Origin of the sequence: Oricola indica, assembly GCF_019966595.1 — a bacterium.
Lineage (GTDB): Bacteria > Pseudomonadota > Alphaproteobacteria > Rhizobiales > Rhizobiaceae > Oricola > Oricola indica.
In genome coordinates this window covers 163572-187897 of sequence record NZ_JAINFJ010000006.1, presented here as the reverse complement: position 1 = coordinate 187897, position 24326 = coordinate 163572, and the positions used below count along the sequence as shown (strand labels likewise).

Below are 24326 nucleotides of genomic sequence, written 5' to 3'. Positions count from 1 at the left end.
ATCGGCGAGACGACCTGCTTGTGGCGTTTCAATGCGAGACAGCCTCGGGGGCATACCGCCGCTTGCCAAAGTGCAATTCGGTTCGCCATTGCGAACCCGATTCACTCGATGACAAGTAGCTCTGCGATTGTTTCGACAGGCCGGATTCCTTCATGGAAGCCTCCTCCGGGCGGCCTAAGTGATGATCCGGCAGGCCCGGATCAGTTTCAGCAGCCTGGGTATGCTCGGCAAGGTGTTGAAGGCATAGAAGGTCTGGCTCTCGACACCGCCGTAACTCGCCTTGTGTTTCGCGAGGTTTCGCACGGGGTAGACGAAGCGGTTTGTGAGAGAATTGCGGTACATGAACCTGAAGGCGCGCCTTGCCAACCGGTTCCTTTGAAAGACCTTGTCTTCGATGTGGTGAAACGGCGAGAGACCGAGGTTCAGCGTTGCGACGCCCTCGGACTGAAACGTCTCGATCGCGGTGCGAACCATGAAATAGGAAGCAAGCGAATCCGTCGTCGGCAACCAGCGCCGTGTCGTCGAGAGATAGCCTTTTATCCGTCCTTTCTCAAAAACCGGATCGAAGAAGGCGAATCCTTCCGGCTCGCCATCGCGGTTGAGAAGGAAGAACTTTCTGACGCCCGGTTCGTCGGCTAGCACTACGGGGCGAACGAGAAAGTGCAACTCCCGGCGCTTTGTCACTTTCGTGCGTCGCCAGCGATCCGAGATTGCCCGCACGTCAGCGGGATCGAGGTCGCTCAACGACATGTCCCGCACCTGGTATCCGCCGGCGGAAAACCGGTTTGAAGCAGTCCGGAAACTGCGCCGTTTCGGACCATCGAAGGAATAGGTGTCGAGATCGATGATATTCTCGCATCCAAACTGGTTCACCCAGAAGGACCGCCGCGAAAGGATTTCCGCCGTATTCAGGGATGCCTGGCAAAAGACGGCATCCGGGTGCGCGGCGATAAAGGCGTCTATCAGTTCCTCATGTCGGGCGCGGTCGGCAATCGGATCAGCAAGTACGAACGCCGTATTTCCGACCTTGCAGTAAGACAGGAAACCCCGCTCGTCTCCGAAATGCGAAAGCTCCGGCTGGAATGCGACCGAATAGGCGAGAGCGAATCCGCCATGCTGTTCAAGCAACCTGTAGCGAATGTCCTCCGGGATAGTCTCCATCGCGCGGCGAGCTCAGGATCGTTCGCAATGCGGAGCGAAAGCGCGGGGAACCCGTGCCGGAAGCAACCAGTGCATTTCCCGGCAACAAGACGACCGCAATCTCTTCACGACCATACAGATCATCAAAGCCCGCCCGACAGCGTCACCAAAAATACTGCTGGCGCCTCGTAATTCTGGAAACTCAGATCGGTAAACATCGAGGGATAACCTGCCGTTTCAAACAGAATGCAACCAACACGACATAAATCGTGCACGATTATGACCGATCTCGAGCGGGTTGGCGACACCGGTTTGGCAGAGGCTTCTCAGCGCGTTCGAAGACCGGATTCGGCAGGGGCAACCCACCGTTTGCCCCCATGTCGCGATCAGGGATCGGATCGCGCCGGCCCTGTCCACAGGTCTTGGGGTTGATCGCCAACCCTGCGATGCGTAAGGCATGAGGCTCTCAGCAGGGAAAGCGCGTTCGCAATCAACATGAAGACAATCACCGTCGACGAAATCCCCGGCGCAGTCGGAACCGAGATTGGCCGGTCCGAATGGCGCGCCGTCACCCAGGACATGATCGACCGTTTCGCGGACGCGACGAATGACCACCAGTGGATCCATCAGGATCCCGAGCGCGCAGCGAAGGAAACGCCCTATGGCGGCACCATCGCGCATGGCTTCCTGACATTGTCCATGCTGTCGACCCTGGCCTTCGAGGCCCTGCCGACCCTCGTGGGATCGGTGATGGGCATCAATTACGGTTTCGAGAAGGTCCGTTTCATGGCGCCCGTGCGCACGGGATCGCGCATCCGTGCCATTTTCATTCTGACGAAAGCCGACATTCGCCCGTCGGGCCGTGTTCTCAACACGTATGACGTCAAGATCGAGATCGAGAACAGCGTCAAGCCTGCCCTGACCGCGACATGGATCACCATGTCCATTCTGGAACGCGACTGACACGGCAGGTACGGCCGGTCGTCAGCCCTGCTGATATGCGCGAAGCGCTTTCGCGACCTCGCCGATCGCCGCGAGCGGCATTTGCCCGAAGATGAACCCGCGTCCCGGCCGCCGCGCCGTCAGCGTCGCCTCGGTCTGATCCCAGAACCGGACGACCGTGCCATCGAGGGAATTCTCGTATGGCTCATCGATCGGCGATCTGAAATCGTACCGGCCGAGATAGTCCGTCCGCGTGAGCCGGTCGAAAACCCGGCCGACCGCACCGCGGTCATCGGTCAGAATACCGGTTGTCGGCGCATCCAGAAACGCATCGAGATCGCGCAGAACCGGTCCAAGCGCGCGGGGATCGCCCTTTGCATAGGGCCACTTGATGACACGCGTCCGTCGCGATGTCCTGCCGCGCGTATGCACGACGGTGATGCGCATGAACTCGCACCCGCTCCAGGATTCGAGACCGGCGAGCACGGTGCAATCTGTGTGGCCGACTTTGCCCGCATGAACCTCGCCAAAATCCGCGACGGGCCGTACGCCCGCTTCCTTCGCCATTCTGGCGGCTATCGTGTCCAGCATGTCTCATCCCGGTGTGTCAGCCCCGCAGCGAGTCGAACACAATCGGCTTAAGACGGAGTTGACCGTACGGAAATCGCGATGACGGTGCCTAGAGTCCGCGCGCGGCGTCTCGCAGAAACTCGAAGGCATAATCGGAAAACGACCGCCAGCACTCGACCCGGAACGCATCCTCCGCCGTACGGAAAAGGACGACCTCGATCTTGCCCATCACCGTGCGCGAACATGCGCCGACGGGAAACGCCTCGAGAGACAAGTCTTGCGGGCAGCCGGCATTGAGCACATCGGCCACCTGCGTTCCGGTCACGAGGATCGCGGTATTGCGGTGCGACACGTCCACCGCCGAATGAAGCGCGGTCGCGCGGGCGAGATCGGCCATCGGATCCCGGTCGCCTTCCTCGATCACCAGCCATTCGTCCGGCCCCAGCCAGAGCACGGATCGCGCCCCGGCGACCGCGGATTGCTTGGGCCGGGTCGGCAAGTCGATCCCGAGACCCTTGGACACGGCAGCAATCGACTCCTGCGGCGCGCGCAACGAAACGCGCATCGCCGGTTCCGCCGGCGTGATGGAGACGGACGCACCGCCGGCAGCCCGTCCTGCCAACGGCAATTCACGCGCGATCTGGGCCTCAGCCATGGAGCCGGCCTCCCTCTTCGTCAAAAAACACGGTGCCGCAAACTTCGACTTCGATGACACCGTCCGGCATCGGCACGTAAAGCGTTTCGCCCATGCGATTATGGCCATTCTCGACCAGAGCCATCGCGATCGGAGCGCCGCAATTCTCGGACCAGTAGGACGATGAAACCCAGCCGATCATCTTCATCGGGATCGCCTGTTTCGGATTGTCGACGATCTGCGCGCCTTCCTCCAGCACGGACTTGCCATCCTTAACCTTGAGTCCGACCAGTTGGCGACGGCCTTCCGCGACAAGGTCCGGACGCTTCAGCCCGCGAACGCCGACGAAATCGGTCTTCTTCTTGCCGATGGCCCAGGAAAGGCCGGCATCATGCGGCGTCACGGTGCCGTCGGTGTCCTGGCCGACGATGATGTAGCCCTTTTCGGCACGCAGCACATGCATGGTTTCAGTGCCGTACAGGCACATGCCCATCGGCGCGCCGCGTTCGTAAATCGCATCCCAGACCATGCGTCCGTAATCGGCCGGTACGTTGATCTCGTAGCCGGCCTCGCCGGTAAACGACATGCGAAAAACCCGCGCGGGCACGCCGCAGACGGTTCCCTCGGCAACGCTCATATGCGGGAAGGCCTCGTTCGAGAGGTCGATCCCTTCCACGAAAGGTTCCACGATTTCGCGCGCCTTCGGCCCCTGCACGGCGATCACGGCCCACTGCTCGGAGGTCGAGGTCAGCCAGACCTTCAGGTCGGGGAATTCCGTCTGGAGATAGTCTTCCATGTGATGGAGCACGCGCGGTGCGCCGCCCGTCGTGGTGGTGACGTGGAAACGGTCTTCCGCGAGGCGCCCGACGACGCCGTCGTCATAGATGAAGCCGTCCTCGCGACACATGATGCCGTAGCGCAAGCGCCCGACGCCGAGCTTGAGGAAGGGGTTCGTGTAGAGAATGTTCAGGAACTTGGCAGCGTCGGGTCCCACGACCTCGATCTTGCCTAGCGTCGACGCGTCGAACATGCCGGCGACTTCGCGCACCGTCCGGCATTCGCGGTTGACCGCGGCGTGCATGTCCTCGCCGGCGCGCGGATAGTACCAGGCGCGTTTCCACTGGCCGACATCCTCGAACACGGCGCCCGCCGCTGCTTCCGCCGCGTGCATCGGCGTTCGCCGCATCGGATCGAAGATCTTGCCGCGCGCATGATTGACGATCGCGCCGAAGGTGGTCGGCGTGTAGGGCGGACGGAAGGTGGTCAGGCCGACTTTCGGGATCGGCTTGTCGAGCGCTTCCGCGGCGATGGCGAGCCCGTGAAGGTTCGACAGCTTGCCCTGATCGGTCGCCATGCCGTTGGTGGTAAACCGCTTGACGTGCTCGATGGAGTGCATGCCTTCCTGCACGGCCAATCGGATATCCTTGGCGGTCACGTCGTTCTGGAAATCGACGAATGCCTTGACCACCTTGCCCGCTTCGGCGCCCGGCCCGGCACCGACCATGCCGCCGGCCCATTTTCCGGCGCTGCCGACACTGATCGCAACGGAGGGTTTCTTCGCCTTGGGATGAGCGGCCTTCGCCGCTGCCTCGCCCACGGCGAGCGCCTCGTTCACGGTGGCTTCCAGCCCGTCCGTGCCGTTGCATGCGCCGATGCTTGCGCATTCCTGCGCATAGGTTCCGGGCAGGAAACGCCCGGTTTCCTCGTCCCAAGCGACCTTGCCGCGCGACTGGGAGAACATGTGCACCGACGGGGTCCAACCCGCGCTCATGATCAGCGCATCGACTGGGATGACCTCGGTCCTGCCGCCCTTTTTCGGTTCCACCGACATCGAGGCGACGCGCAGCTTTCCGCCCGCGCCGGTCACCGCATGGCCGGTCAGGACCCGAATACCGAGAACGCCGGCTTCCTCGACGAGACCGGCATCGGGCTCGTCGCGAAGATCCACGATGGCGGGAATATCCGCGCCGGCCCGCTTGAGATCGAACGCCGCGCCATAGGCGCTGTCATTCGCGGTATAGACGCCAACCTTGCGACCGACCGCGACGCCGTAGTGATTGAGATAGGTGCGCGCAGCCGACGCCAGCATGATGCCCGGCCGGTCGTTGTTGGCAAACACCATATGCCGCTCGATCGCGCCCGCGGCGATGATCACCTTGCCGGCACGCACCTGCCACACGCGCTCGCGCGGCATGTCCGGTTCCGGCGCGGCCAGATGGTCCGTCACGCGCTCGACAAGCCCGACGAAGTTCTGTGCGTAATAGCCAAACGCTGTCGTGCGCGTCAGCAGACGTACATTGTCCATCGCGGCAAGCCGGCCCGCGGCCTGTACGGCCCAGTCATGGCCCGCCATACCGTCGAGCCGCGCCTCGCCTTCGAAGCGCAGCGCCCCGCCGGGATGCGCATTCTCGTCGCACAGGATCACGCGCGCGCCGGATTCCGCCGCCGACAGCGCGGCCGTCAGGCCGGCGACGCCGCCACCAATCACCAGAACGTCGCAATGAACATAGCGCGCTGCATAGTTGTCGGGATCCGCCTCTTTCGGCGCGACGCCGAGCCCGGCCGCGTTGCGGATCACCGGCTCGTAGATGTGTTTCCAGGCCGCTTTCGGCCACATGAACGTCTTGTAGTAGAAGCCGGCCGAAAACATCGGAGACCCGATGTCGTTGAGCGCACCGATGTCGAAAGTGAGCGACGGCCAGCGGTTCTGGCTGACGGCATCGAGCCCGTCATGAATCTCCTGCACGGTCGCACGGATATTGGGCGTATGGCGCGATGCGTCCCTGCGCACGCCGACAAGCGCGGAGGGTTCTTCGGGGCCTGCCGAAAGGATGCCGCGCGGCCTGTGATATTTGAAGGAGCGGCCGACCAGATGCACATCGTTGGCGATCAGTGCCGAGGCAAGCGTGTCGCCCTGAAGGCCGGTATAGCTCTTCCCGTCAAAGGTGAAGCGCACGGTATTGGCGGGCGTCAGCCGGCCCGCTCCGGCGATGCGATTGGCTCCGGCGGCACTCATTTCGCGCCTTGTCCCTTGCTGGTGTTGATCTGGTTCTCGTTTGCCGCATCGGCGATATCGGGCTTCGGTTCGCCGGCCTTGTAGGTCGTCAGGAACTTGTCCGACACGCTGTCACGCACCGCATTGAAGAAACGACCGCATCCATGCATGTGCCGCCAACGCTCGAACGTCACACCCTTCGGATTATCGCGATAGAAGAAGTAATGCGCGAAGTCCTCGTCGGATATCTCCGCGATGTTCTCTGGCCGCGCGATATGCGCCTCGCCGGCATGGCGAAACTCGAGCTCCGGCCGCTCCTCGCCGCAATAGGGGCAATGGATCAAAAGCATGCGGCTATCCTTACTTGAAGCAGGGGCGAATGGTGACAGCGCGTTTGCGCTCGCAAAGCTGTCTGCCGACATGGCCCCACCAGTTCATTCCGTACGCGAATTCCTCCGGCGACAAGCCCCGCGTGATGTAGTCTCGATGACGCATCAGCATCATGAAATGGCTCAACGGGTTGTCGGAAATCAACGCGTGTGCACCGAACACTCCTTCCGGGGCATATGTCACGCGCGGCCTGCCAGACTGGTCGTCGCAGACCAGCACGCCGCCCTCGTCGGCAAACGGCCACACGCGCTCTTCGCTCCGTACGATCCGAAGGACCTCGATCGAACCGATGCAATGGGTCAGCTGCGGCGTATCTGCCGGCGCAAGCGTCGGCATCGCCGCGACGGCGAGGCGTATGATGAGCCCCATCAGCATGGCGTCCCCACATGGTCAACAGCCCGCCCGCCATCAATGCGCCACGGCCGCGGCGGCGGCCTCGTCGATCAGGCGACCGGTCTTGAACCGCTCCATCGTGTAGCCCGCATTGATCGGGTGCGGGTTATCGTTGGCGATGGTGTGGGCAAAAACATGGCCGGAGCCCGGCGTCGCCTTGAAGCCGCCCGTTCCCCATCCGCAATTGACGTAGAGCCCGGAGACCGGCGTCTTGGCGATAATCGGCGAGCGGTCCGGCGTCACATCCACGATACCGCCCCAGGAACGCAGCATGCGCATGCGGGTGAACATCGGGAACATTTCACAGATCGCATCCAATGTGTGTTGGATGATGTGCAGGCCTCCTGTCTGCGAATAGGAGGTGTACTGGTCGGTGCCGGCACCGATCACCAGTTCGCCCTTGTCGGACTGGGAGATGTAGGCATGCACCGTGTTCGACATCACGACACACGGAAAGCACGGTTTGACCGGCTCGGAGACCAGCGCCTGCAGCGGGAAGCTCTCCAGCGGCATGCGCACATCCGCCATCTGCATGATCACCGAAGTATTGCCGGCGGCGACCACCCCGACCTTCTTCGCCCCGATGAACCCGCGCGAGGTCTCCACCCCGGTCACCGCGCCGTCCGCGCCACGCCGGACACCGGTGACTTCGCAATTCTGGATGATATGCACGCCGCGATCGGAAGCCGCTCGGGCATAGCCCCAGGCGACCGCGTCGTGACGCGCCGTTCCGCCACGGCGCTGCAGCGCCGCGCCCATGACCGGGTAGCGCGCCGTCGACGAAATGTTGAGCGGCGGGCAATATTCCTTCGCCGCTTCCGGCGTCAGCCATTCATTGTCGACACCGTTGAGCCGGTTGGCATGGATATGCCGCTTGAACACCTGCACATCGTGCACGTTGTGCGCCAGCATCATCACGCCGCGCGGCGAGTACATGACGTTGTAGTTGAGATCCTGCGAGAGGTTCTCCCACAGCTTCACCGCATGATCGTAAAGCCCGGCGGATTCGTCATAGAGGTAGTTCGACCGGATGATCGTGGTGTTTCGCCCGGTGTTTCCACCGCCGAGCCAGCCCTTCTCGAGTACGGCCACATTGGTGATGCCATGTTCTTTCGCGAGGTAATAGGCGGTCGCCAGACCATGCCCGCCGGCACCGATGATGATCACGTCATATTCGGGTTTGGGTTCCGGCGAGGCCCACTGCCGGTCCCATCCCTTGTGAGCGCGCATGGCTTCGCGCACCAAGGCAAATCCGGAATATTTCCGCATCGCAAATCACCCCGTCAGGTCGTCCAGAAAGGCGTTTCGGCCCCTGGCCCCGCGCCGCTGGATGTAGCAATATCGTCCGATACGACGACACTCTGCCCTTTTTGCGACTCGCCATGGCGCACGAAAAGGACCCGTTGAAAAATGGAAGGCACGGGAATGGGGCGTATCCCGTGCCTTCCGGGCAACCCTTTCCTGAGAAACGGCCACCGAGCGAAATCGCATACGGCGCGTCATGGAGACGCCACCCTTACGTAGGGTCATACCCGATTCTGATAGAGCGGGAAAAGAAAGGGACTTTCCACCGGTTTCACAAATCCGTGAACTGGCCGAGACCTGTTCCGCTTCGCAAAACTTCGCGCCACAGCGGCAATACTCTGGACATCATCGGGCGTTTCTGCTAATGGCGGCCCGGAATCTGCGGCGGATGCGTCGCGGACGGGATTGTTGTATCCCGACATAGCTATCAACCCCTTTGGAAAGTTGGGATCCACGTGCAAGTTCTCGTACGCGACAACAATGTTGACCAGGCGCTCCGCGCGCTGAAGAAGAAAATGCAGCGCGAAGGCATTTTTCGCGAGATGAAGATGCGCGGGCACTATGAAAAGCCCTCGGAGAAGCGCGCCCGCGAAAAGGCCGAAGCCGTGCGCCGGACGCGCAAGCTGGCCCGCAAGCGCGCTCAGCGCGAAGGTTTGATTGGCGCACGCGGTCGATAACGCGTTACGTCGCGATTTCGTCTCTTTTTAATTTGAAAAGGTGGCGTTGCTTAAAACGAGCGCGCCGCCTTTTTTCATCGGCGGCGACGGATGGTGAGGGATACAGGCATATGGCAAAGACCGGAGGCGAGGAGCGGATCGCATATCTCGCAAACGGAACCGGTCGGCCGGAAGGCCGGCGACCCGCGTTTGCCATTGCCCTTTTCACACTGACGCTCACGCTGACAGGCTGCGAGACCAGTGGCGTCGATACCCAGTTCGCCTCGAACATCGAAGCCGAACAGGGCAGCCAGGAAAATATCTCGTCGCTGACCAATGTGATTCGCGCCAATCCCAATGACCCGAGCGGCTACAATGTACGCGGTTCGGCATTCGGACGCGCCGGGCGCTACCAGGAAGCGCTGCGCGACTTCGACCGCGCGATAGAACTCAATCCGCGCTTCTTCGAAGCCTATGCGAACCGCGCCCTCATCCATCGCTTCACCGGCGATCTCGGCCGCGCGGCCGAAGACTACAATGCCGCCATCCGGATCAATCCGCGCTACGATACGGCCTATATCGGACGCGGCGAACTCTATCGCCGCGCCGGCCGCGTCTCGGAGGCCTTCAATGATTTTCAGAAGGCGATCCAGCTCGACACCACGGACCCGCGCGCCTACCACCGCCGCGGCCTGATCTACCAGACCCGTGGCCAGCACGATTTTGCGATCGACGACTTCTCGACGGCCATATCGCTGCAACCGAGTTCACCGGAACCCTATAATGGGCGCGGCCTGTCCTATGTGGCGCTGGGCCAACTCGACAACGCCTTCGACGATTTCAACTACGCGCTTCGCCTGGACGACCGCCTTGCCGAGAGCTGGGCCAACCAGGCACTGGTCTACGAAAAGCAAGGCGACATGGCCAAGGCGCAGAAATCCTACAAGCGCGCGCTGCAACTCGACGGCCAGTACGAGCCGGCGCGCAACGGTCTCGCCCGCGTCGGAGGCTGACCCGCCGGTCGGCCTCATCGCCCCTCAAGCGATCACGTCTCTCCGATTACATGGCCGCGTTCGTCGGCACGAACGTCCGTCCGCATACGACTTCGCCCCCGACAGAGCCGGAGGCGAGAAGATGACGATCCTGTTCCTGCGTCGAGGGCGACGGTCGGTCAGGAAAGAAAATAGCCGATGATCATCAGAACGATGAAAACGACGGTTCCGCCGAAGAGGCCGCCACCGGCGAAAAACCCGAATGCCATGGCGATCAGCAGGGCAACGCAGAAGATCACGATCCACTTGCTCATGTTGATGAACATGGCAAAGGTGCGCTCGTGTTCTGCGTAGTCCATTTCGGCCCCGGTTTCGGCAGGACCAGAGGGATGGTTGTCGGCCATGGCTTTCGCTCCGCTCGGCAAATTCACAATGGATTGCGATTACCGAAAACCTATCGCGACTTCAATGCCCTGTTGGGCCTATTGCGGCATCACGCCGCTTTCGCGACATATTTCGCTGTCGGCAGGATTGTCAGCGGCGGGACCGCATTGACCTTCTTGTCGAACATCATGCGGCGTTCCGCGGCGGTCGAATTGAACATCGGGTAGCGCCGGCAGATGTCCTTTTCGTACTGCCGAGCCCCTGCGAACAGAACGAGCGGCACCGCGAATTCATCGAACTTCGCCGGACCGGCAAGCTGCGTCGACCGGAACACGCGGCGATAGAAGGGCGCGTGGGCTTCCTTGACGAGCGCCAGGCAGGCATTCGCGTTGAAGTGCACCGTCGCCATGAACGGGATCCGCAGCGTCAGTATCGGCAGACCTGGGATTTCGTGAGACACTTCCTCATCGATCGCAAAACGCGTCGGATCGATGAAGCTCATTCCCTGCTCGATCAGCGGCTTCATCGTGTTCGGAAACATCCGAACGGAAAAGGAGTCCGGGTTTTCGCGCGACACCACATGCATGCGCACCGTCGAAACGAGTGTGCCATCGTAGTACATGCCGAAAACATAGGCGTTCTTCGCGCGATCCATCTCGTCGACCGCCGAATTTCCCAGTTTCTTGCTGTATACGACCCGCGCATCGAACGCATTGGCCCGAAGGTCGCCGATCTCCTCGAAGTCCTCCGGCGTAACGATCCGCCGGTACTCGATATGCTCCATGACGTCGAAGATACGGTCGTTCAGACTGTCTTCGCCATGACGCTTTCCGATATGTCCTACCGATACATTCATGTCCTGTCCCCAACTGCACGGACAGGGTAAGCCGATCCTTAAAGTTGTAAATAGCAACATCTCGTTAAGTGTCTGTTAACCATGTTTAATTCGAAATATGGTTAAAATTGAAATAAACTTTCGAGACCGGATGCCAGTCTTTCGGGGGCAATTTCTTGGGGGGTTGTCCGCGACTTACGCGGTCCGTGGTCAGGAAGCCGCGGCGGGCTTCTTGGGCACGAGGCGCACCGGCGATACGGGCAACAGCGTGCGGCGCGCCAGTTCAAGAATGGATTGCGACGGCAATGCCGGCCCAAGGGCGAAGCCCTGGATGCGGCTCACACCCTCGGTCGCGAGAACGAGGTTGAGCTGATCGTCGGACGACACGCCTTCGATGGTGACCTGAAGGTCAAGCGTACGGCAAAGGTTCGCGACACCGCGAAGCAGTGCGATGGGCGTCTGGCCGCTTTCGATCCCCTCGACGAAGGAGCGGTCGATCTTGACCTTGTCGAGCGGCAGCTTGTGCAGGTAGCTCAGCGATGAATAGCCGGTACCGAAGTCGTCGAGCGACACCTTGATGCCCCGCTCGCGGATTTGCCGAAGCACCGTCAGCATTTCCGTTTCGTTGGCGATCACCGCGGATTCCGTCACTTCGATCTCGAGTCGTCGCGGCGAGATGCCCGACTGGCGGATCGCATGGTCGATCTCGTCGAGCAGGCGGGACCGGCGGAAATCGATCGCCGACAGGTTGACCGAGATGTTCACTTCCTCGGGCCAGGTCGCGCAATCGAGCGTCGCCCGGTTCAGGACCGAACGGCTCACCTTGCCGATCATGCCCATTTCTTCGGCCAGCGGGATATATTCGGCCGGCGAGACATCGCCAAGTTCGGGATGGTTCCAGCGCGACAGCGCCTCGCACGCCACGATCTTTCCGGTCTTTGCATCGACGATCGGCTGATAGCGCACGGCAAGACTGTCACTATCGAGCGCCTTCGCCAGTTCGTTCTTCACCATCTGGCGACGCTTGTACTCCGCGTCCATCGACTCCTCGAACACCGACCAGACGCCCTTGCCCTGCGCCTTGGAACGATAGAGCGCGAGGTCGGCCTTCACCATCATTCGGGTCAGGTCGAACGATGTACGATCGGATGCGGCGAGACCGACACTCACGGTCACATGCACCTGTTCGCCGCTCAGCGTGTAGACGCCGGTCAGGGTCGAGCGCAGGAGTTCGGCGATCTGTCCCGGAGGCTCGTCGCGCGGACGATCGGGAATGAAGATCATGAACTCGTCACCGCCCTGGCGCGAAATCAGAATGTCGCGGAGGTGGAAATCCTTCAGCCTGTTGGCCACCGCGCGCAGCAGCGCGTCGCCCTGCGAGTGGCCGAGCGTGTCGTTGACGTGCTTGAAATCGTCGACATCGAGCATGACCAGCATGCAGTCGCCGTTTGTCGCCTTCTGCTTCAGCCGTTCGGCGATGAGGGTCGCGAAATAGCTGCGATTCGGCAGTCCGGTCAGGGCGTCGTAGCGCGCCATGTTGACCATCTGCTTTTCCGCGTTGATGCGCTCGGTGATATCCTCGAACGTCAAAACCGCCCCGGAAAAGGCGCGTGGATTGGACTTGAACTCGACGTGGCGTCCGTCATTGAGCACGAAACGCTTGTTGGCTCCGCCTTCCAGGATCATCGGCATCAACTGGCGCCGCAATCTCTCGACCTGACGGGAGGACAAGACCTTGCGCGCACGGCCGTAGCGCAGAATGGCATCGAAATACCGGCCTTCGAGGTCGATATGCTCCGGGATTTCGAACAGCGTCCGCGCGGTCTTGTTGGCCACCAGAACGCGCAGATCGCCGTCGAACATGATCAATCCGTGCGACATGTTATTGAGCGCGATGTCGAAACGCTCGGCGATTTCCTGGTTTTTCCAGCGACCCTGGATCGCGTCGAGAACCGCCGCGCGCACGTCATGCACCAATGTGCGGACCAGCAGGAGATAGGGGATCAGCAGGAACGCGATGAGGATATGCGCCGCATCACCGCGCAGAACCGTGCCGAACGCGGTCGGCGCCATCAACGTGACCACGATAACGGCGGCAAGACGGTCGGATCCGTAGATTCGCCCGACGACCGTAGGGAACGTTCCGAAGACCATGATCATCGACGAGATGATCGAATATTCGCTTGAGGCGACCTGCAGCGCCGCGAAGGCATAGAGCCCGATCTGGGTCGTCGCCGCGCCCGTGAGCCACATGTACCGGTTTTCCCAGACGGTGGCCCAGCGCACCTGCGCGTCGATATCCATGGGTGGCCGGTTCGCACGGTCGCGATGATAGGCTTCAGCCTGGCGCAACCGCAGGAAGGCGGTGGCCAGCATGGCAATAATCAGAACGATATAGACCGGGTGGCCGGTATCGAGCCATGCCGAACCGACAATGACGACCTGCAACCCGGCCCCCACCACGATTGAGCGGGAATCCGCGAAGAAGGTGTCCACGAAAGACGTGTACACCTCGGCCGTAACTTCTTTTGACGTGGTCTGCTTCAATTCCGCCTCGACACGTCCCCTTTGATCTTGCGCGGACCGTAGCAGTACGCGCTTAAGGAAGCGTTTAGGCGTCTCGAAATGAGACCGGTCCCGAAAAGCCGGCCTTGATTGCCTCACTCGGCGGCGGCGGGGTTCAGATCTTGGCCTTGAGAGGCTGGTTGAATTCGGCGCGACGCGCCATCGCCTCGTCGATGCTGCGCATGCGGACATGACCGTATCCCGCGATGTCCGCCGGCCATGTCGCGAAGGCAGCGACCTCGGACAGATTGTCACGATCAGCCATCGCTGCGATACGATCGAGGTCGCGTTCATAGATATCGAGCGTCTCGAAATCACGCCGCCGCTCCGGATGGTGCGCGAAGATATTGAACGGCGAAAAGCGTAACGATTTCAAACGGCTAAGGATGGAGAACATGGCCATCATCCGTGGTCCGAACACTCTCTTCTTCGGCACGCCACGTGCATCGCGCTCACCGAGGATCGGCGGAGCGAGATGGAATTCGAGCTTGCGCCAACTCTGGAATTCACCCTCCAGCTGACGTCGGAACTCCGGCCCGGAATACAGTCTCGCGACCTCGAATTCATCCTTGATCGCCATCAGCTTGAACAGCTGGCGCGCGGCGGTTTCCGTAAGGGCGCCAGGTTTCCCCGCAATGGCTTGCTCGCGGTCGGAAACGGCCGAGATGCGCGCGCGATACCGGTCGGAATACGCCTTGTTATGGTAAACGGCGAGAAAACCGGCACGCGTCGATATGATCTCATCGAGCGTATCCGCACGTTTGCGCCCGGCTCCGCGTCCGCGTTCCGCGACAAGCCGCGTGACCGCCTCCGGGTCGTGCGCCGCGCGACGCCCCCAGCGAAAAGCGGCAATATTCATCTCGGCGGCCTGTCCATTCAGCCTGACCGCCTGTTCGATCGCGTCGCAAGACACCGGCAGCGCACCCTTTTGTGCCGCAAAACCCAGCATGAACATGTTGGCGGCGATCGAATTGGCGAACAGCGCCTCCGCCGCCTTCCCGGCATCGACGAAATCGACGCACTCCTCCCCCGCGGTCTCGGTGATCGCGGCGACCAGTCGGCCGGTCGGCAGTTCATATTCCCTGTGCCGCGCGAAATCGCCCGGCATGACCTCCGCCTTGTTGACGACCACACGGGTCTCGCCCTTGCGGATGGCACCGAGCACCTTGCGGTTGCCTGTAACGACGATATCGCAGCCGAGGACAAGATCGGCCTTGCCGGGCGACACGCGGATCGTCGAAACGGCTTCCGGGGTCGGCGCGATGCGCATGTGCGAGAAGACCGCGCCGCCTTTTTGCGCAAGGCCCGCCATGTCGATTATGCCGACGCCCTTGTCTTCGAGATGCGCCGCCATGCCGAGGATCGCGCCGATCGTCACCACGCCCGTTCCGCCGATCCCGTTGATGATCGCCGACCATTCCGGATGCGCATCGTTGAAGACGAATGCCGATGCAGCCGGCACGCCTTCCAGGGGATCGGCACTCTGCTTTACCGGTTCCGGCTTGCGCAGTTCGCCGCCATGCACCGTGACGAAAGACGGGCAAAAGCCGTTCAGGCAGGAGAAATCCTTGTTGCAGCCAGACTGGTCGATGCGGCGCTTGCGGCCGAATTCCGTCTCCACCGGTTGGATCGCCACACAATTGGACTGCACTCCGCAATCGCCGCATCCCTCGCAGACGAGCTCGTTGATCAGCACACGTTTGTCCGGATCGGGAAACGTGCCGCGCTTGCGCCGACGGCGTTTCTCCGCGGCGCAGGTCTGGTCGTAGATCAGCACCGAGACGCCTGGCACGGTCTGCAATTCGCGCTGCACGGTATCGAGTTCCGAACGGTGGTGGATCGACGTTCCGCCGGGAAATTCGGCATGCCCGGCATATTTCTCTGGCTCGTCGCTCACGACGGCGATGCGCTTGACGCCCTCTGCGCGAACCTGCCGCGCGATTTCATCGACGGTGAGGTCACCTTCCACATGCTGGCCGCCAGTCATCGCCACTGCGTCGTTGAAAAGGATCTTGTAGGTGATGTTCGCCTTCGAGGAGAGCGCGAAACGGATCGCCAGCGACCCGGAGTGATTATAGGTGCCGTCGCCGATATTCTGGAAAATGTGGTCGCGTTTGGAGAATGCCGCCTCGCCGACCCAGTTGGCGCCCTCGCCGCCCATCTGGGTGAAGCCTTCCGTGTCGCGCTCCATCCAGAGCGCCATGAAGTGGCAGCCGATCCCCGCCGAGGCGCGCGCGCCCTCCGGCACACGCGTCGACGTATTGTGGGGACATCCCGGGCAGAAGGTCGGCATGCGCGCCGCGACATCCCGCGTATCGGCGAAAGCGCTTTGCAGCGACCTGATATGACGGACGCGCGCGGCGACCTCCTCGTTCGGACCGCAGACCGACAGCACCCGCTCGCCGACCGCGACCGCGATATCGTTGGGATCGAGCGCGCCCATCACGGGGAAGAGCTCCGCATTGTCCTCGTCGCGCTTGCCGACCACCAATGGCCGGTTGGCGAGCGGATAGAGCTCCTCCTTGATCTGCACTTCGATCAGGCCGCGCTTTTCTTCCACCACGAGGATCGTCTGCAGGCCATCGGCGAACCGCTTCAAATCGTCCGGATCGAGTGGCCACGGCATGCCGACCTTGTACAGCCTTATCCCGAGATTGGCGGCCGCCACTTCATCGATACCGAGATCGGCGAGCGCCTCGCGCAGGTCGAGATAGTTCTTGCCGGCGGCAACCAGCCCGAGCTTCGGACTGCGCCCGCCCTGCCAGACGACATGGTCGATCTTGTTGGCGCGATTGTAGGCGACCGCCGCCTCGCGCTTGTAGCGATGAAGGCGCTCCTCCTGGCCGATGAAATCGAGTTCGAGCGGGCGAATGTTGAGCCCGCCCGGCGGCATTTCGAAATTCGGGATCTGCGGCTGGATGCGGTCCAGCCCGGCTTCGACCGACGCCGTCGATTCGATGTTGTCCTTGACGCATTTCATCGCCGCCCACGTCCCCGCGAAACGGCTCAGCGCATAGGCATGAAGACCGTAATCGACGATCTCCTGCACTCCGGCGGGATTGAAGATCGGGATCAGCGTGTCGACGAAGGCGAATTCGGACTGGTGCGCGTTGGTCGAGGATTCGGCCGTGTGGTCGTCACCCATCAGAGCCAGCACGCCGCCATGCGGCGAAGATCCGGCAAGGTTGGCGTGGCGAAAGACGTCGCCCGTCCGGTCGACGCCCGGCCCCTTCCCGTACCAGAGCGCGAAGACCCCGTCATGGCACCCCTTGCCGCCGAGTTCGGCCTGTTGGGTGCCCCAGCACGCCGTTGCCGCCAGTTCCTCGTTCAGGCCCGGCTGGAATTCGATGCCGGCGTCTTTCAGCATGCCGCCCGCGGCCCATAATTGCTGGTCGAGCGCTCCGATCGGCGATCCGCGATAACCGGAAACGAAACCAGCCGTATCGAGACCGGCGCGACGATCGCGTTCGCGCTGCATCAGCAGCATGCGTACGATCGCCTGCGTGCCTGTCACGAATATCCGGTCGCAAGACAGGTCATACTTGTCGCCGAGCGTGACCGGTTTGAGATCCATGCCTATCTCCGCTGCGGAAGGGGGTCCGTCATGGCGACAGTGTTGGGTGTTGCAGGACGCTCGTCAAATCATTTCGGTTGTGCGATGCGGAAGCGAAAGATCGTTTGATTTCAGACGGTTCGCGCGAAACAATCGGTCCCCGGGACACTTGGGCACGCAACAAGGCGAATAACGGCCTGGGCGTCCCGGCACCAGACGTCGCCCCCAACGACCCCGTATCCGATCCGTGAATACGGGCTTCGGCTGCGAAACGACAGGATTTCCGGCCACGAGCCGGAAGCCGCACGTCATACCAATTGCTGGTAAGGAAAACTGACCACCGAATTGAGGATTGCAGCCGCGAATGCTAGCAATCGCCGTTCCGCTTCGACCTCCCGGCGATTGTATGTGCCGGGAAAGTCGTGCACAACAACTGCGAAAATTGGCGGTGCAACATGCCCGCCGGGCCGCTTCCGGGGAGAAAGATGGCTCCACTGTTGAAACTGTCGCGCGCCATCGACGCGGTGACCGGCTTTATCGGCCGGTCGGTATCATGGCTGATCCTCGTTGCCGTGCTCGTGAGCGCGGGCAATGCCACGATCCGCAAGGTGTTCGACACGTCGTCGAACGCCTGGCTCGAACTGCAATGGTATCTGTACGGCACGGTGTTCATGCTCGCCGCCGCCTACACGTTGCAGCGCAACGAGCATGTGCGCATCGACATCGTGATGTCGAACTTCTCCAAGAAGGTTCGCGACTGGATCGACCTGCTCGGCCACATCTTCTTCCTCTTGCCCTTCTGCCTGATCATGATCTGGCTGGGCTGGCCGTTCATGCTGAAATCCATGGCCTCGGGCGAAGTCTCGGTGAATGCCGGCGGCCTCGTGCTCTGGCCCGCCAAATCCATGGTCTTCTTCGGTTTCGCACTGCTGACCGCACAGGCTTTCTCGGAAATCATCAAGCGCATCGCCGTGATCCAGGGGCTGATCGACGAGCCTAACGAGAAACATGACCTGCCGCCGACGGTCGAGGAGCTCGAATCCGCCGCCGATCTGGATGAAAGGAGGAAGGTATGATCGAGATCATCGCTCACAATCTCGCGCCGATCATGTTCACCTCCGTGATGGCGCTTCTTCTGCTCGGCTACCCCGTCGCCTTCACGCTCGCCGCCGGCGGCCTGATATTCTTCTTTCTCGGTGTCGAACTCTCGGTCTTCGCGCCGGACCAGATTCGCCTGTTCCCGAACCTGCTGCAGGCCAACGCGAACCGCATATTCGACGTCATGCGCAACGACACGTTGCTGGCGATCCCCTTCTTTACCTTCATGGGGCTCATTCTCGAGCGATCGCGCATGGCCGAGGATCTGCTCGACACGATCGGGCAGTTGTTCGGTCCGGTGCGCGGCGGCCTCGCCTATGCGGTGATTATCGTCGGCGCCCTGCTCGGCGCGACCACCGGTGTCGTCGCGGCCTCCGTCATCGCCATGGGCCTGATCTCTCTGCCGATCATGATGCGTTACGGTTACGACCGGTCGCTTGCCACCGGCACCATCGCCGCATCGGGCACACTGGCGCAAATCGTGCCGCCATCGCTGGTGCTGATCGTCATGTCCGACCAGCTCGGCCGGTCTGTCGGCGACATGTATGTCGGCGCGCTGCTGCCCGCGATCATGATCATCGCCATGTATTGCGCCTACATCTTTTTCGTCACGCTGGTCCGGCCGAAAACCGCGCCAGCGCTTCCGGTGGAATTCAGGACACTCGGCGGCGGCGTCACATCGCTGCTGGTCATGATCGCGGTGACGGTCGGCATCCACTATCTGCTCTATAACTTTGTCTTTGACGGACTGCGCTACGAAACCCGCTTCGTCTGGTCGGCGACGATCGCGACGGCGGCGGCTTTGGGTTTCAGCCTGATCAACCGCTACATGAAGCTCGGCATCATATCCCGCCTCGCCGAGCAGGTGATCATCGTGCTGATTCCACCGCTGGCGCTGATCTTCCTGGTGCTTGGCACGATCTTCCTGGGAATCGCGACACCGACCGAAGGCGGCGCGATGGGCGCGACCGGCGCGCTCGTCCTCTCCGTGATCAAACGCCGTCTTAGCTTCAAGACGCTGAAGGAAGCGCTCGATTCGACCACCAAGCTGACATCTTTCGTGATGTTCATCCTGATTGGCGCCCGCGTCTTCGGCCTGACCTTCTACGGCATCAACGGCCATCTCTGGATCGAGGAATTGCTGCTCGCGCTGCCGGGCGGTGAACACGGGTTCCTCGTTTTCGTGACGATTATCGTCTTCATTCTCGGCTGTTTCCTCGATTTCTTCGAGATCGCCTTCATCGTCGTGCCGCTGCTGGTCGGTCCGGCCGAAGCGCTCGGCATCGACCTGATCTGGCTCGGTATCATTCTCGGCATCAACCTTCAGACGTCGTTCCTGACGCCGCCCTTCGGATTCGCGCTGTTCTATCTGCGCTCCATCGCCCCGACACGGCCGTGGAAGGACGAGGTGACGGGCCATAAGGTCGAGGGCGTGAAGACGACGCAGATCTACAAGGGCGTGCTGCCCTATATCGTGATCCAGTTCATCGCCATCCTGATCGTGATCTTTTATCCGCGCCTCGTTACCCACTACAAGGATGACGTCGCGCCGATGAACCTCGACGACGTCCAGATCCAGTTGCCAGGCATGGGAGCGCCACAGGCGCCGAGCGGACTCCCCAGCCTGCCGGGATTGCCGGGCCAGAATGGCAACGGACAGCCTTCCGGCGGCCTCCCGGGACTGCCCGGCGGTCTCAATCTCGACGGCGCCCCGCCCTCGGGCCTCGGCGACCAGTCCGGCGGGAGCGCGCCGTCCATGGGACTGTCGGGTCCTCCGCCCGGACTTGGCGGCCAATCCGGCGAGCCTGCGCCGTCAACGGGCCTCCCGGGCCTGCCGGGCGGGCTCAACCTCGACGGATCGCCGCCTGCGATCGACACTGCCCCCGCAGGGACGGACGGATCCTCGACACAGTAAGCGTCTCCGCTTTCGGTACCTCCGCGCAGCGCGCGGAGGCGCTCAATGCCATCATCGCGCAGTTGTATTTGCCGACCGCCGACACCAAGTGGAGCGAGGCCCGATACACAGGCGATCGGAGCGCGACGCTGGCATGAGGAGCACCCGATGTTCGACGCAAAGAAACTTCTGACCGATCTCTTGGAAAGCCGGGTTCCCGGCACCGATTCCTCCGTTCGCGAAAAGGCCGGACAGGCAGGCCAACTCGCAAAGGACAATCCGCTCGCGACCGGTGCAATCGCCGCCGTCCTGCTCGGAACCTCCACCGGCCGCTCGATCACCGGTTCGGCACTCAAGCTCGGCGGTCTGGCCGCGGTCGCGGGGCTCGCCTACAAGGCCTACCAGAACTATCAGGACGGCAAGAGCCCCGATCAGGGCCGGCAAGACGTCGCTGAAGGAGAAGTTCTCTTGCCCCCGCCCTCCGAGACGGCCTTCGATCCCGGCATCGCGCCGCAGGGCGAGGACGAGTTCGCGCTCGCGCTCATTCGTGCGATGATCGCCGCCGCGCGCGCGGACGGCCATATCGACGATGACGAACGCGAACAGATCGCAGGTCGCCTGGCCATGTCGGGCCTCGATCACGACGCCGCCGAATTCATCAACCGCGAACTCTCAAGCCCGCTTGACCTCGACACCATTCTCGCCGCCGCGAAAACCGACGCCCAGAAGGTGGAACTCTACACCGCGTCGCGCCTGACGATCCGCCCGGACAGCCGCGCCGAACGCGGCTATCTCGACCTGCTCGCGGGACGCCTCGGTCTTCCCGACGCACTGATCGACCATGTCGAGGCGACCATCGAGGGCGCAACCGCCTGACCCGTTTCCGCTTCTGTTACGGCGGCCCGCGATGCTAGTCTGGCGCCGCGCCGCCGAACGGCGCGGACGGAGGCAATCGAGACATGCCACACACGCCAAGCCGACCGCTGCATCTGCGCATCGCGCTTGACGCCGAAATCGCGATCGGCCCCGGAAAGGCCGACCTGCTCGAGGGCATTCGCGAAACCGGCTCCATCGCCGCCGCCGGCCGTGCCATGCAGATGAGCTACAAGCGTGCCTGGTCGCTGGTCGAAGCCATGAACAGCGCTTTCCGCGAACCGGTCGTCGAAACGGCACGCGGCGGAAGCGCACGCGGTGGCGCGACACTGACCGCGACCGGCGATGCCGTGCTTGCGGCCTATCGCCGAATGACCAAAGCCGCGGAAGATGCCGTCGCGCCGGAGGTGGAGACACTCAAATCCATGCTGTCGACGGTGCCGGGGTCCGATGAACAACGCGATTGACAGCATAGTGAATCCCGATATGTTTCTGAAAACATTTCGGAGAAATTCATCTTGAACGCCTTGATCCGATTGCGCCTTGGCGCAGCATTCCTGCTCACCCTGGTGACACTGACCGCCGCGCCGGCGAACGCCGCCGATATCGATTGCGGCGACGCTCCGCTGATCGTCTTCGCGGCCGCGTCGATGACCGACGCGATCAACGAGTTCACGGAAGCCTTCCAGGACGACACGGGATGTGCGGTTACTGTCTCGGTCGCCGGCTCCTCGACGCTGGCCCGCCAGATCGCCGAAGGCGCACCGGCCGGCCTATACATCTCCGCGAACCGCGACTGGGTGACGTGGCTTGCGGAAAACGCGCCCGAAAGGATCGCGAGCGAACCCGCAATCATTGCTCGCAACGGCCTTGTCGCTGTTTCGAAATCCACGGATAGCGCCGACATCGCGGATTTGCTTTCGTCCCGCTTCGCCATGGCCGATCCCGGCCATGTGCCCGCCGGCATCTACGGAAAGGCGGCTCTCGAGTCACTCGGGATATGGGCCGACGTCTCATCGAACGCGGCTTTCACGGAGAATGTCCGCGTCGCGCTCGCCATGGCCGCGCGCGGTGATGTCGGCGCTGCAATCGTCTATGCGACCGATGCCCGAATGGAACCGGACCTCAAGATCGCCTATCGCTTCGATCCCGCGAGCCACCCCGAGATCGCCTATGAAGCGGTGCTTCTGTCTGGCGGTGGCAATCTCGGCAAAGCCTTCCTCGATCGTCTGAACGGCAAACCCGGGCAGGAGGTGCTAGCGAAATACGGCTTCCTCGCCGGCGGTTACGGCGGACAGGGATGACATGCTGACCGGGGGCGAGCTTCAGATCATCCTGCTTTCGCTGAAGGTCGCCGCCACCGCCATGGCCGCGGCGCTGCCGCTGGCATTCTTCGTCGCCTGGGCGCTTGCCCGTTGGCGGTTTCGCGGCCGAAGCCTGCTGCAGGCGATTACCACTCTGCCGCTCGTGCTCCCGCCGGTCGTCACCGGCTACGTTCTTCTTGTATCCTTCGGCGCCAACGGACCGCTCGGCTGGCTTTCGCGCGAGGTCCTGGGTCTCGAATTCGCCTTTCGCTGGACCGGTGCTGCCCTGGCTGCAGCGATCATGGCTTTTCCCCTCCTTGTCCGCCCGATCCGCCTGTCCCTCGAAGCGATCGATCCGGGACTGGAGGAGGCCGCCAAAACGCTGGGAGCCGGACGTCTGCGCGTTCTCGCCACGGTCGTTCTCCCCCTTTCCCTGCCCGGTATCCTTGCCGGTGTCATTCTCGGTTTCGCCAAGGCGCTCGGTGAATTCGGTGCGACCATCACCTTCGTTTCCAACATACCGGGCCAGACCCAGACCCTGTCTCTCGCGATCTATTCCTTCCTTCAAAGCCCGACAGGCGACATGGCGGCCCTGCGCCTGATCGGTATTTCGGTGCTACTCGCCATCGGGGCCATCGTCGCATCGGAATGGGTGTCGTCGCGTCTTGCAGCCGGAGGCGCGTCGAGCCGTGACTGACCTGCGCATCGACATCGCGGTGAAGGCGGGCGACTTCGCGCTCGAGGCGGATTTCCGGGCCGGCCAGGGAATCACCGCGATATTCGGCCAGTCCGGCGCCGGCAAATCGACATTGCTGCGCACGGTCGCCGGCCTCATGCGGCCCGAGCGGGCGCATGTCGAATTTGGCGGCCAGGTCGTGGAGGATACCGAAAAGCGTATCCGCGTCGCCGCACGCAAGCGCCGTGTCGGGTTCGTCTTCCAGGACGACCGTCTTTTCCCGCACATGACCGTTCGCCGCAACATCGCCTACGGCGCGCGCGGCAATGCCCGGCCGGGGCAGGAGCAGTTCGACGGGATCATCGCGCTACTCGGCATAGAAGAACTTCTCGACCGCCGCCCGGCGACCCTGTCGGGTGGCGAACGCAAGCGGGTCGCGATCGCCCGCGCGCTGATGTCCGATCCGCAGATCCTGTTGATGGACGAACCGCTCGCCTCGCTGGACTTCGCCCGGCGCGAGCGCATCATGCCCTATCTGGAGCGTATCCGCTCGCGCACCCGAATTCCCATTCTCTATGTCAGCCACGAGATCGACGAGATCGCCCGCCTCGCCGATACGCTGGTGATCATGTCGCAAGGCAAGGTGGTGGTATCAGGGGATACGGCGGCGTTGTTCGCGCGCTCCGATCTCGGCGCCTATCTTGGCAGCCATCAGGCCAGCGTCCTGTTGCGCGGCATCTTCCGCCGTTACGAGGCAGAGTACGGGCTGATGCAGGTGGACCTCGAAGGCTATACCGTGTTCCTGCTCGGCCCGCCCGACCGGGAGGACTTGCCCCAACCGGGAACGGCACTGCGCCTGCGGGTCCACGCGCGAGACGTGGCGATTTCCCTGACGCCGCGTTCCGATATCTCGGTACGCAACCAATTGCCCATGGTCATCGAGGAAGTCGTTTCCGGCGACGACGCCTTTGCCGAGATACGCGGCATGGTCGGGCTGCAGGTGCTGAAATCCCGCATCACCCGCAAGACGGTCGACGACCTGCGCCTGCGCCCCGGCATGTCGGTCTATGCGATGATCAAGTCGATCTCGTTCGATCGGCGACTTGTGCAGGAACACGACTGACCGG

General features: G+C 62.3%; 21 protein-coding genes. 10 read left to right on the top strand and 11 right to left on the bottom strand.

Annotated elements, in window-relative coordinates:
* Positions 1–174: 174 nt before the first annotated feature.
* Complete coding sequence (locus LC343_RS16610) at positions 175–1161, bottom strand: DUF2156 domain-containing protein (RefSeq protein ID WP_223478280.1); 987 nt, start codon at positions 1159–1161, stop codon at positions 175–177.
* A 474-nt stretch (positions 1162–1635) separates the two neighbouring features.
* On the opposite strand from LC343_RS16610, the gene LC343_RS16605 reads away from it, so the two are divergent.
* Positions 1636–2103 (top strand): MaoC family dehydratase, encoded by a 468-nt coding sequence (locus LC343_RS16605; RefSeq protein WP_223478279.1) that lies wholly within the window; start codon positions 1636–1638, stop codon positions 2101–2103.
* 21 nt (positions 2104–2124) lie between these two features.
* Here LC343_RS16605 and LC343_RS16600 read toward each other — a convergent pair whose 3' ends face one another.
* The 6 genes from LC343_RS16600 to LC343_RS16575 form a co-directional block, all read right to left on the bottom strand.
* Positions 2125–2673 carry a hypothetical protein gene (locus LC343_RS16600; RefSeq protein ID WP_223478278.1) on the bottom strand — a complete coding sequence of 183 codons (549 nt, stop codon included), beginning with the start codon at positions 2671–2673 and terminating at the stop codon, positions 2125–2127.
* A gap of 88 nt (positions 2674–2761) precedes the next feature.
* A complete protein-coding gene (locus LC343_RS16595) occupies positions 2762–3307 on the bottom strand; it encodes a sarcosine oxidase subunit gamma (RefSeq protein WP_223478277.1) in 546 nt (181 codons plus the stop codon).
* Positions 3300–6302, bottom strand: coding sequence for a sarcosine oxidase subunit alpha (locus tag LC343_RS16590; RefSeq protein WP_223478276.1), 3003 nt, complete (start codon positions 6300–6302; stop codon positions 3300–3302). Before LC343_RS16590 ends, LC343_RS16595 begins: the two co-directional genes overlap by 8 nt.
* Positions 6299–6631 (bottom strand): sarcosine oxidase subunit delta, encoded by a 333-nt coding sequence (locus tag LC343_RS16585; protein ID WP_223478275.1) that lies wholly within the window; start codon positions 6629–6631, stop codon positions 6299–6301. The genes LC343_RS16590 and LC343_RS16585 overlap by 4 nt, the downstream gene beginning before the upstream one ends.
* A 10-nt stretch (positions 6632–6641) precedes the next feature.
* Positions 6642–7040 carry a hypothetical protein gene (locus LC343_RS16580; RefSeq protein WP_223478274.1) on the bottom strand — a complete coding sequence of 133 codons (399 nt, stop codon included), beginning with the start codon at positions 7038–7040 and terminating at the stop codon, positions 6642–6644.
* A gap of 39 nt (positions 7041–7079) precedes the next feature.
* Positions 7080–8333, bottom strand: coding sequence for a sarcosine oxidase subunit beta (locus LC343_RS16575; RefSeq protein WP_223478273.1), 1254 nt, complete (start codon positions 8331–8333; stop codon positions 7080–7082).
* A gap of 491 nt (positions 8334–8824) precedes the next feature.
* Here LC343_RS16575 and rpsU point away from each other — a divergent pair, with 491 nt between their 5' ends.
* Together rpsU and LC343_RS16565 are read left to right on the top strand one after the other, a co-directional pair.
* A complete protein-coding gene (rpsU, locus tag LC343_RS16570; protein ID WP_223478272.1) occupies positions 8825–9046 on the top strand; it encodes a 30S ribosomal protein S21 in 222 nt (73 codons plus the stop codon).
* Positions 9047–9156: 110 nt separating this feature from the next.
* Positions 9157–10038 (top strand): tetratricopeptide repeat protein, encoded by an 882-nt coding sequence (locus LC343_RS16565; protein ID WP_223478271.1) that lies wholly within the window; start codon positions 9157–9159, stop codon positions 10036–10038.
* Between the two features lie 158 nt (positions 10039–10196).
* On the opposite strand, the gene LC343_RS16560 is transcribed toward LC343_RS16565, so the two are convergent.
* The 4 genes from LC343_RS16560 to LC343_RS16545 all read right to left on the bottom strand — a co-directional run bounded on the left by LC343_RS16560 (position 10197) and on the right by LC343_RS16545 (position 17375).
* The gene (locus LC343_RS16560) at positions 10197–10421 is read right to left on the bottom strand and encodes an aa3-type cytochrome c oxidase subunit IV (RefSeq protein WP_223478270.1); all 225 of its coding nucleotides are present in this window, start codon (positions 10419–10421) and stop codon (positions 10197–10199) included.
* A gap of 89 nt (positions 10422–10510) precedes the next feature.
* The gene (locus LC343_RS16555; RefSeq protein ID WP_223478269.1) at positions 10511–11257 is read right to left on the bottom strand and encodes an N-acyl amino acid synthase FeeM domain-containing protein; all 747 of its coding nucleotides are present in this window, start codon (positions 11255–11257) and stop codon (positions 10511–10513) included.
* Positions 11258–11446: 189 nt separating this feature from the next.
* Entirely contained in the window at positions 11447–13783 is a 2337-nt protein-coding gene (locus tag LC343_RS16550; protein WP_223478268.1) for a putative bifunctional diguanylate cyclase/phosphodiesterase, read from the bottom strand.
* Between the two features lie 133 nt (positions 13784–13916).
* Positions 13917–17375, bottom strand: a complete 3459-nt coding sequence (locus tag LC343_RS16545; protein ID WP_223478267.1) for an indolepyruvate ferredoxin oxidoreductase family protein — start codon at positions 17373–17375, stop codon at positions 13917–13919.
* A gap of 464 nt (positions 17376–17839) precedes the next feature.
* Between LC343_RS16545 and LC343_RS16540 the strand changes: the two genes are divergently transcribed.
* The 7 genes from LC343_RS16540 to modC all read left to right on the top strand — a co-directional run bounded on the left by LC343_RS16540 (position 17840) and on the right by modC (position 24322).
* Entirely contained in the window at positions 17840–18430 is a 591-nt protein-coding gene (locus tag LC343_RS16540) for a TRAP transporter small permease subunit (RefSeq protein ID WP_223478266.1), read from the top strand.
* Positions 18427–20367 (top strand): TRAP transporter large permease subunit, encoded by a 1941-nt coding sequence (locus LC343_RS16535; protein ID WP_223478265.1) that lies wholly within the window; start codon positions 18427–18429, stop codon positions 20365–20367. Before LC343_RS16540 ends, LC343_RS16535 begins: the two co-directional genes overlap by 4 nt.
* A 147-nt stretch (positions 20368–20514) precedes the next feature.
* Complete coding sequence (locus LC343_RS16530) at positions 20515–21222, top strand: tellurite resistance TerB family protein (RefSeq protein WP_223478264.1); 708 nt, start codon at positions 20515–20517, stop codon at positions 21220–21222.
* 83 nt (positions 21223–21305) lie between these two features.
* Positions 21306–21686, top strand: coding sequence for a winged helix-turn-helix domain-containing protein (locus LC343_RS16525; protein WP_223478263.1), 381 nt, complete (start codon positions 21306–21308; stop codon positions 21684–21686).
* A gap of 51 nt (positions 21687–21737) precedes the next feature.
* Positions 21738–22523 carry a molybdate ABC transporter substrate-binding protein gene (gene modA / locus LC343_RS16520; protein WP_223478262.1) on the top strand — a complete coding sequence of 262 codons (786 nt, stop codon included), beginning with the start codon at positions 21738–21740 and terminating at the stop codon, positions 22521–22523.
* A gap of 1 nt (position 22524) precedes the next feature.
* On the top strand, positions 22525–23220 hold the full coding sequence (modB, locus tag LC343_RS16515; RefSeq protein WP_223478261.1) for a molybdate ABC transporter permease subunit: 696 nt from the start codon (positions 22525–22527) through the stop codon (positions 23218–23220).
* Positions 23213–24322 (top strand): molybdenum ABC transporter ATP-binding protein, encoded by a 1110-nt coding sequence (gene modC, locus LC343_RS16510; protein ID WP_223478260.1) that lies wholly within the window; start codon positions 23213–23215, stop codon positions 24320–24322. The genes modB and modC overlap by 8 nt, the downstream gene beginning before the upstream one ends.
* Positions 24323–24326 lie beyond the last annotated feature (4 nt).

What these genes read in the sequence shown, in the direction of transcription:
- LC343_RS16610 (WP_223478280.1), bottom strand. Translation starts at nt 1,161, where the DNA reads ATGGAGACTATCCCGGAGGACATTCGCTACAGGTTGCTTGAACAGCAT.
- LC343_RS16605 (WP_223478279.1), top strand. Translation starts at nt 1,636, where the DNA reads ATGAAGACAATCACCGTCGACGAAATCCCCGGCGCAGTCGGAACCGAG.
- LC343_RS16545 (WP_223478267.1), bottom strand. Translation starts at nt 17,375, where the DNA reads ATGGATCTCAAACCGGTCACGCTCGGCGACAAGTATGACCTGTCTTGC.
- LC343_RS16560 (WP_223478270.1), bottom strand. Translation starts at nt 10,421, where the DNA reads ATGGCCGACAACCATCCCTCTGGTCCTGCCGAAACCGGGGCCGAAATG.
- LC343_RS16595 (WP_223478277.1), bottom strand. Translation starts at nt 3,307, where the DNA reads ATGGCTGAGGCCCAGATCGCGCGTGAATTGCCGTTGGCAGGACGGGCT.
- LC343_RS16540 (WP_223478266.1), top strand. Translation starts at nt 17,840, where the DNA reads ATGGCTCCACTGTTGAAACTGTCGCGCGCCATCGACGCGGTGACCGGC.
- LC343_RS16535 (WP_223478265.1), top strand. Translation starts at nt 18,427, where the DNA reads ATGATCGAGATCATCGCTCACAATCTCGCGCCGATCATGTTCACCTCC.
- modB (WP_223478261.1), top strand. Translation starts at nt 22,525, where the DNA reads ATGCTGACCGGGGGCGAGCTTCAGATCATCCTGCTTTCGCTGAAGGTC.
- LC343_RS16575 (WP_223478273.1), bottom strand. Translation starts at nt 8,333, where the DNA reads ATGCGGAAATATTCCGGATTTGCCTTGGTGCGCGAAGCCATGCGCGCT.
- LC343_RS16555 (WP_223478269.1), bottom strand. Translation starts at nt 11,257, where the DNA reads ATGAATGTATCGGTAGGACATATCGGAAAGCGTCATGGCGAAGACAGT.
- LC343_RS16590 (WP_223478276.1), bottom strand. Translation starts at nt 6,302, where the DNA reads ATGAGTGCCGCCGGAGCCAATCGCATCGCCGGAGCGGGCCGGCTGACG.
- LC343_RS16565 (WP_223478271.1), top strand. Translation starts at nt 9,157, where the DNA reads ATGGCAAAGACCGGAGGCGAGGAGCGGATCGCATATCTCGCAAACGGA.
- LC343_RS16580 (WP_223478274.1), bottom strand. Translation starts at nt 7,040, where the DNA reads ATGGGGCTCATCATACGCCTCGCCGTCGCGGCGATGCCGACGCTTGCG.
- LC343_RS16525 (WP_223478263.1), top strand. Translation starts at nt 21,306, where the DNA reads ATGCCACACACGCCAAGCCGACCGCTGCATCTGCGCATCGCGCTTGAC.
- LC343_RS16600 (WP_223478278.1), bottom strand. Translation starts at nt 2,673, where the DNA reads ATGCTGGACACGATAGCCGCCAGAATGGCGAAGGAAGCGGGCGTACGG.
- LC343_RS16585 (WP_223478275.1), bottom strand. Translation starts at nt 6,631, where the DNA reads ATGCTTTTGATCCATTGCCCCTATTGCGGCGAGGAGCGGCCGGAGCTC.
- LC343_RS16530 (WP_223478264.1), top strand. Translation starts at nt 20,515, where the DNA reads ATGTTCGACGCAAAGAAACTTCTGACCGATCTCTTGGAAAGCCGGGTT.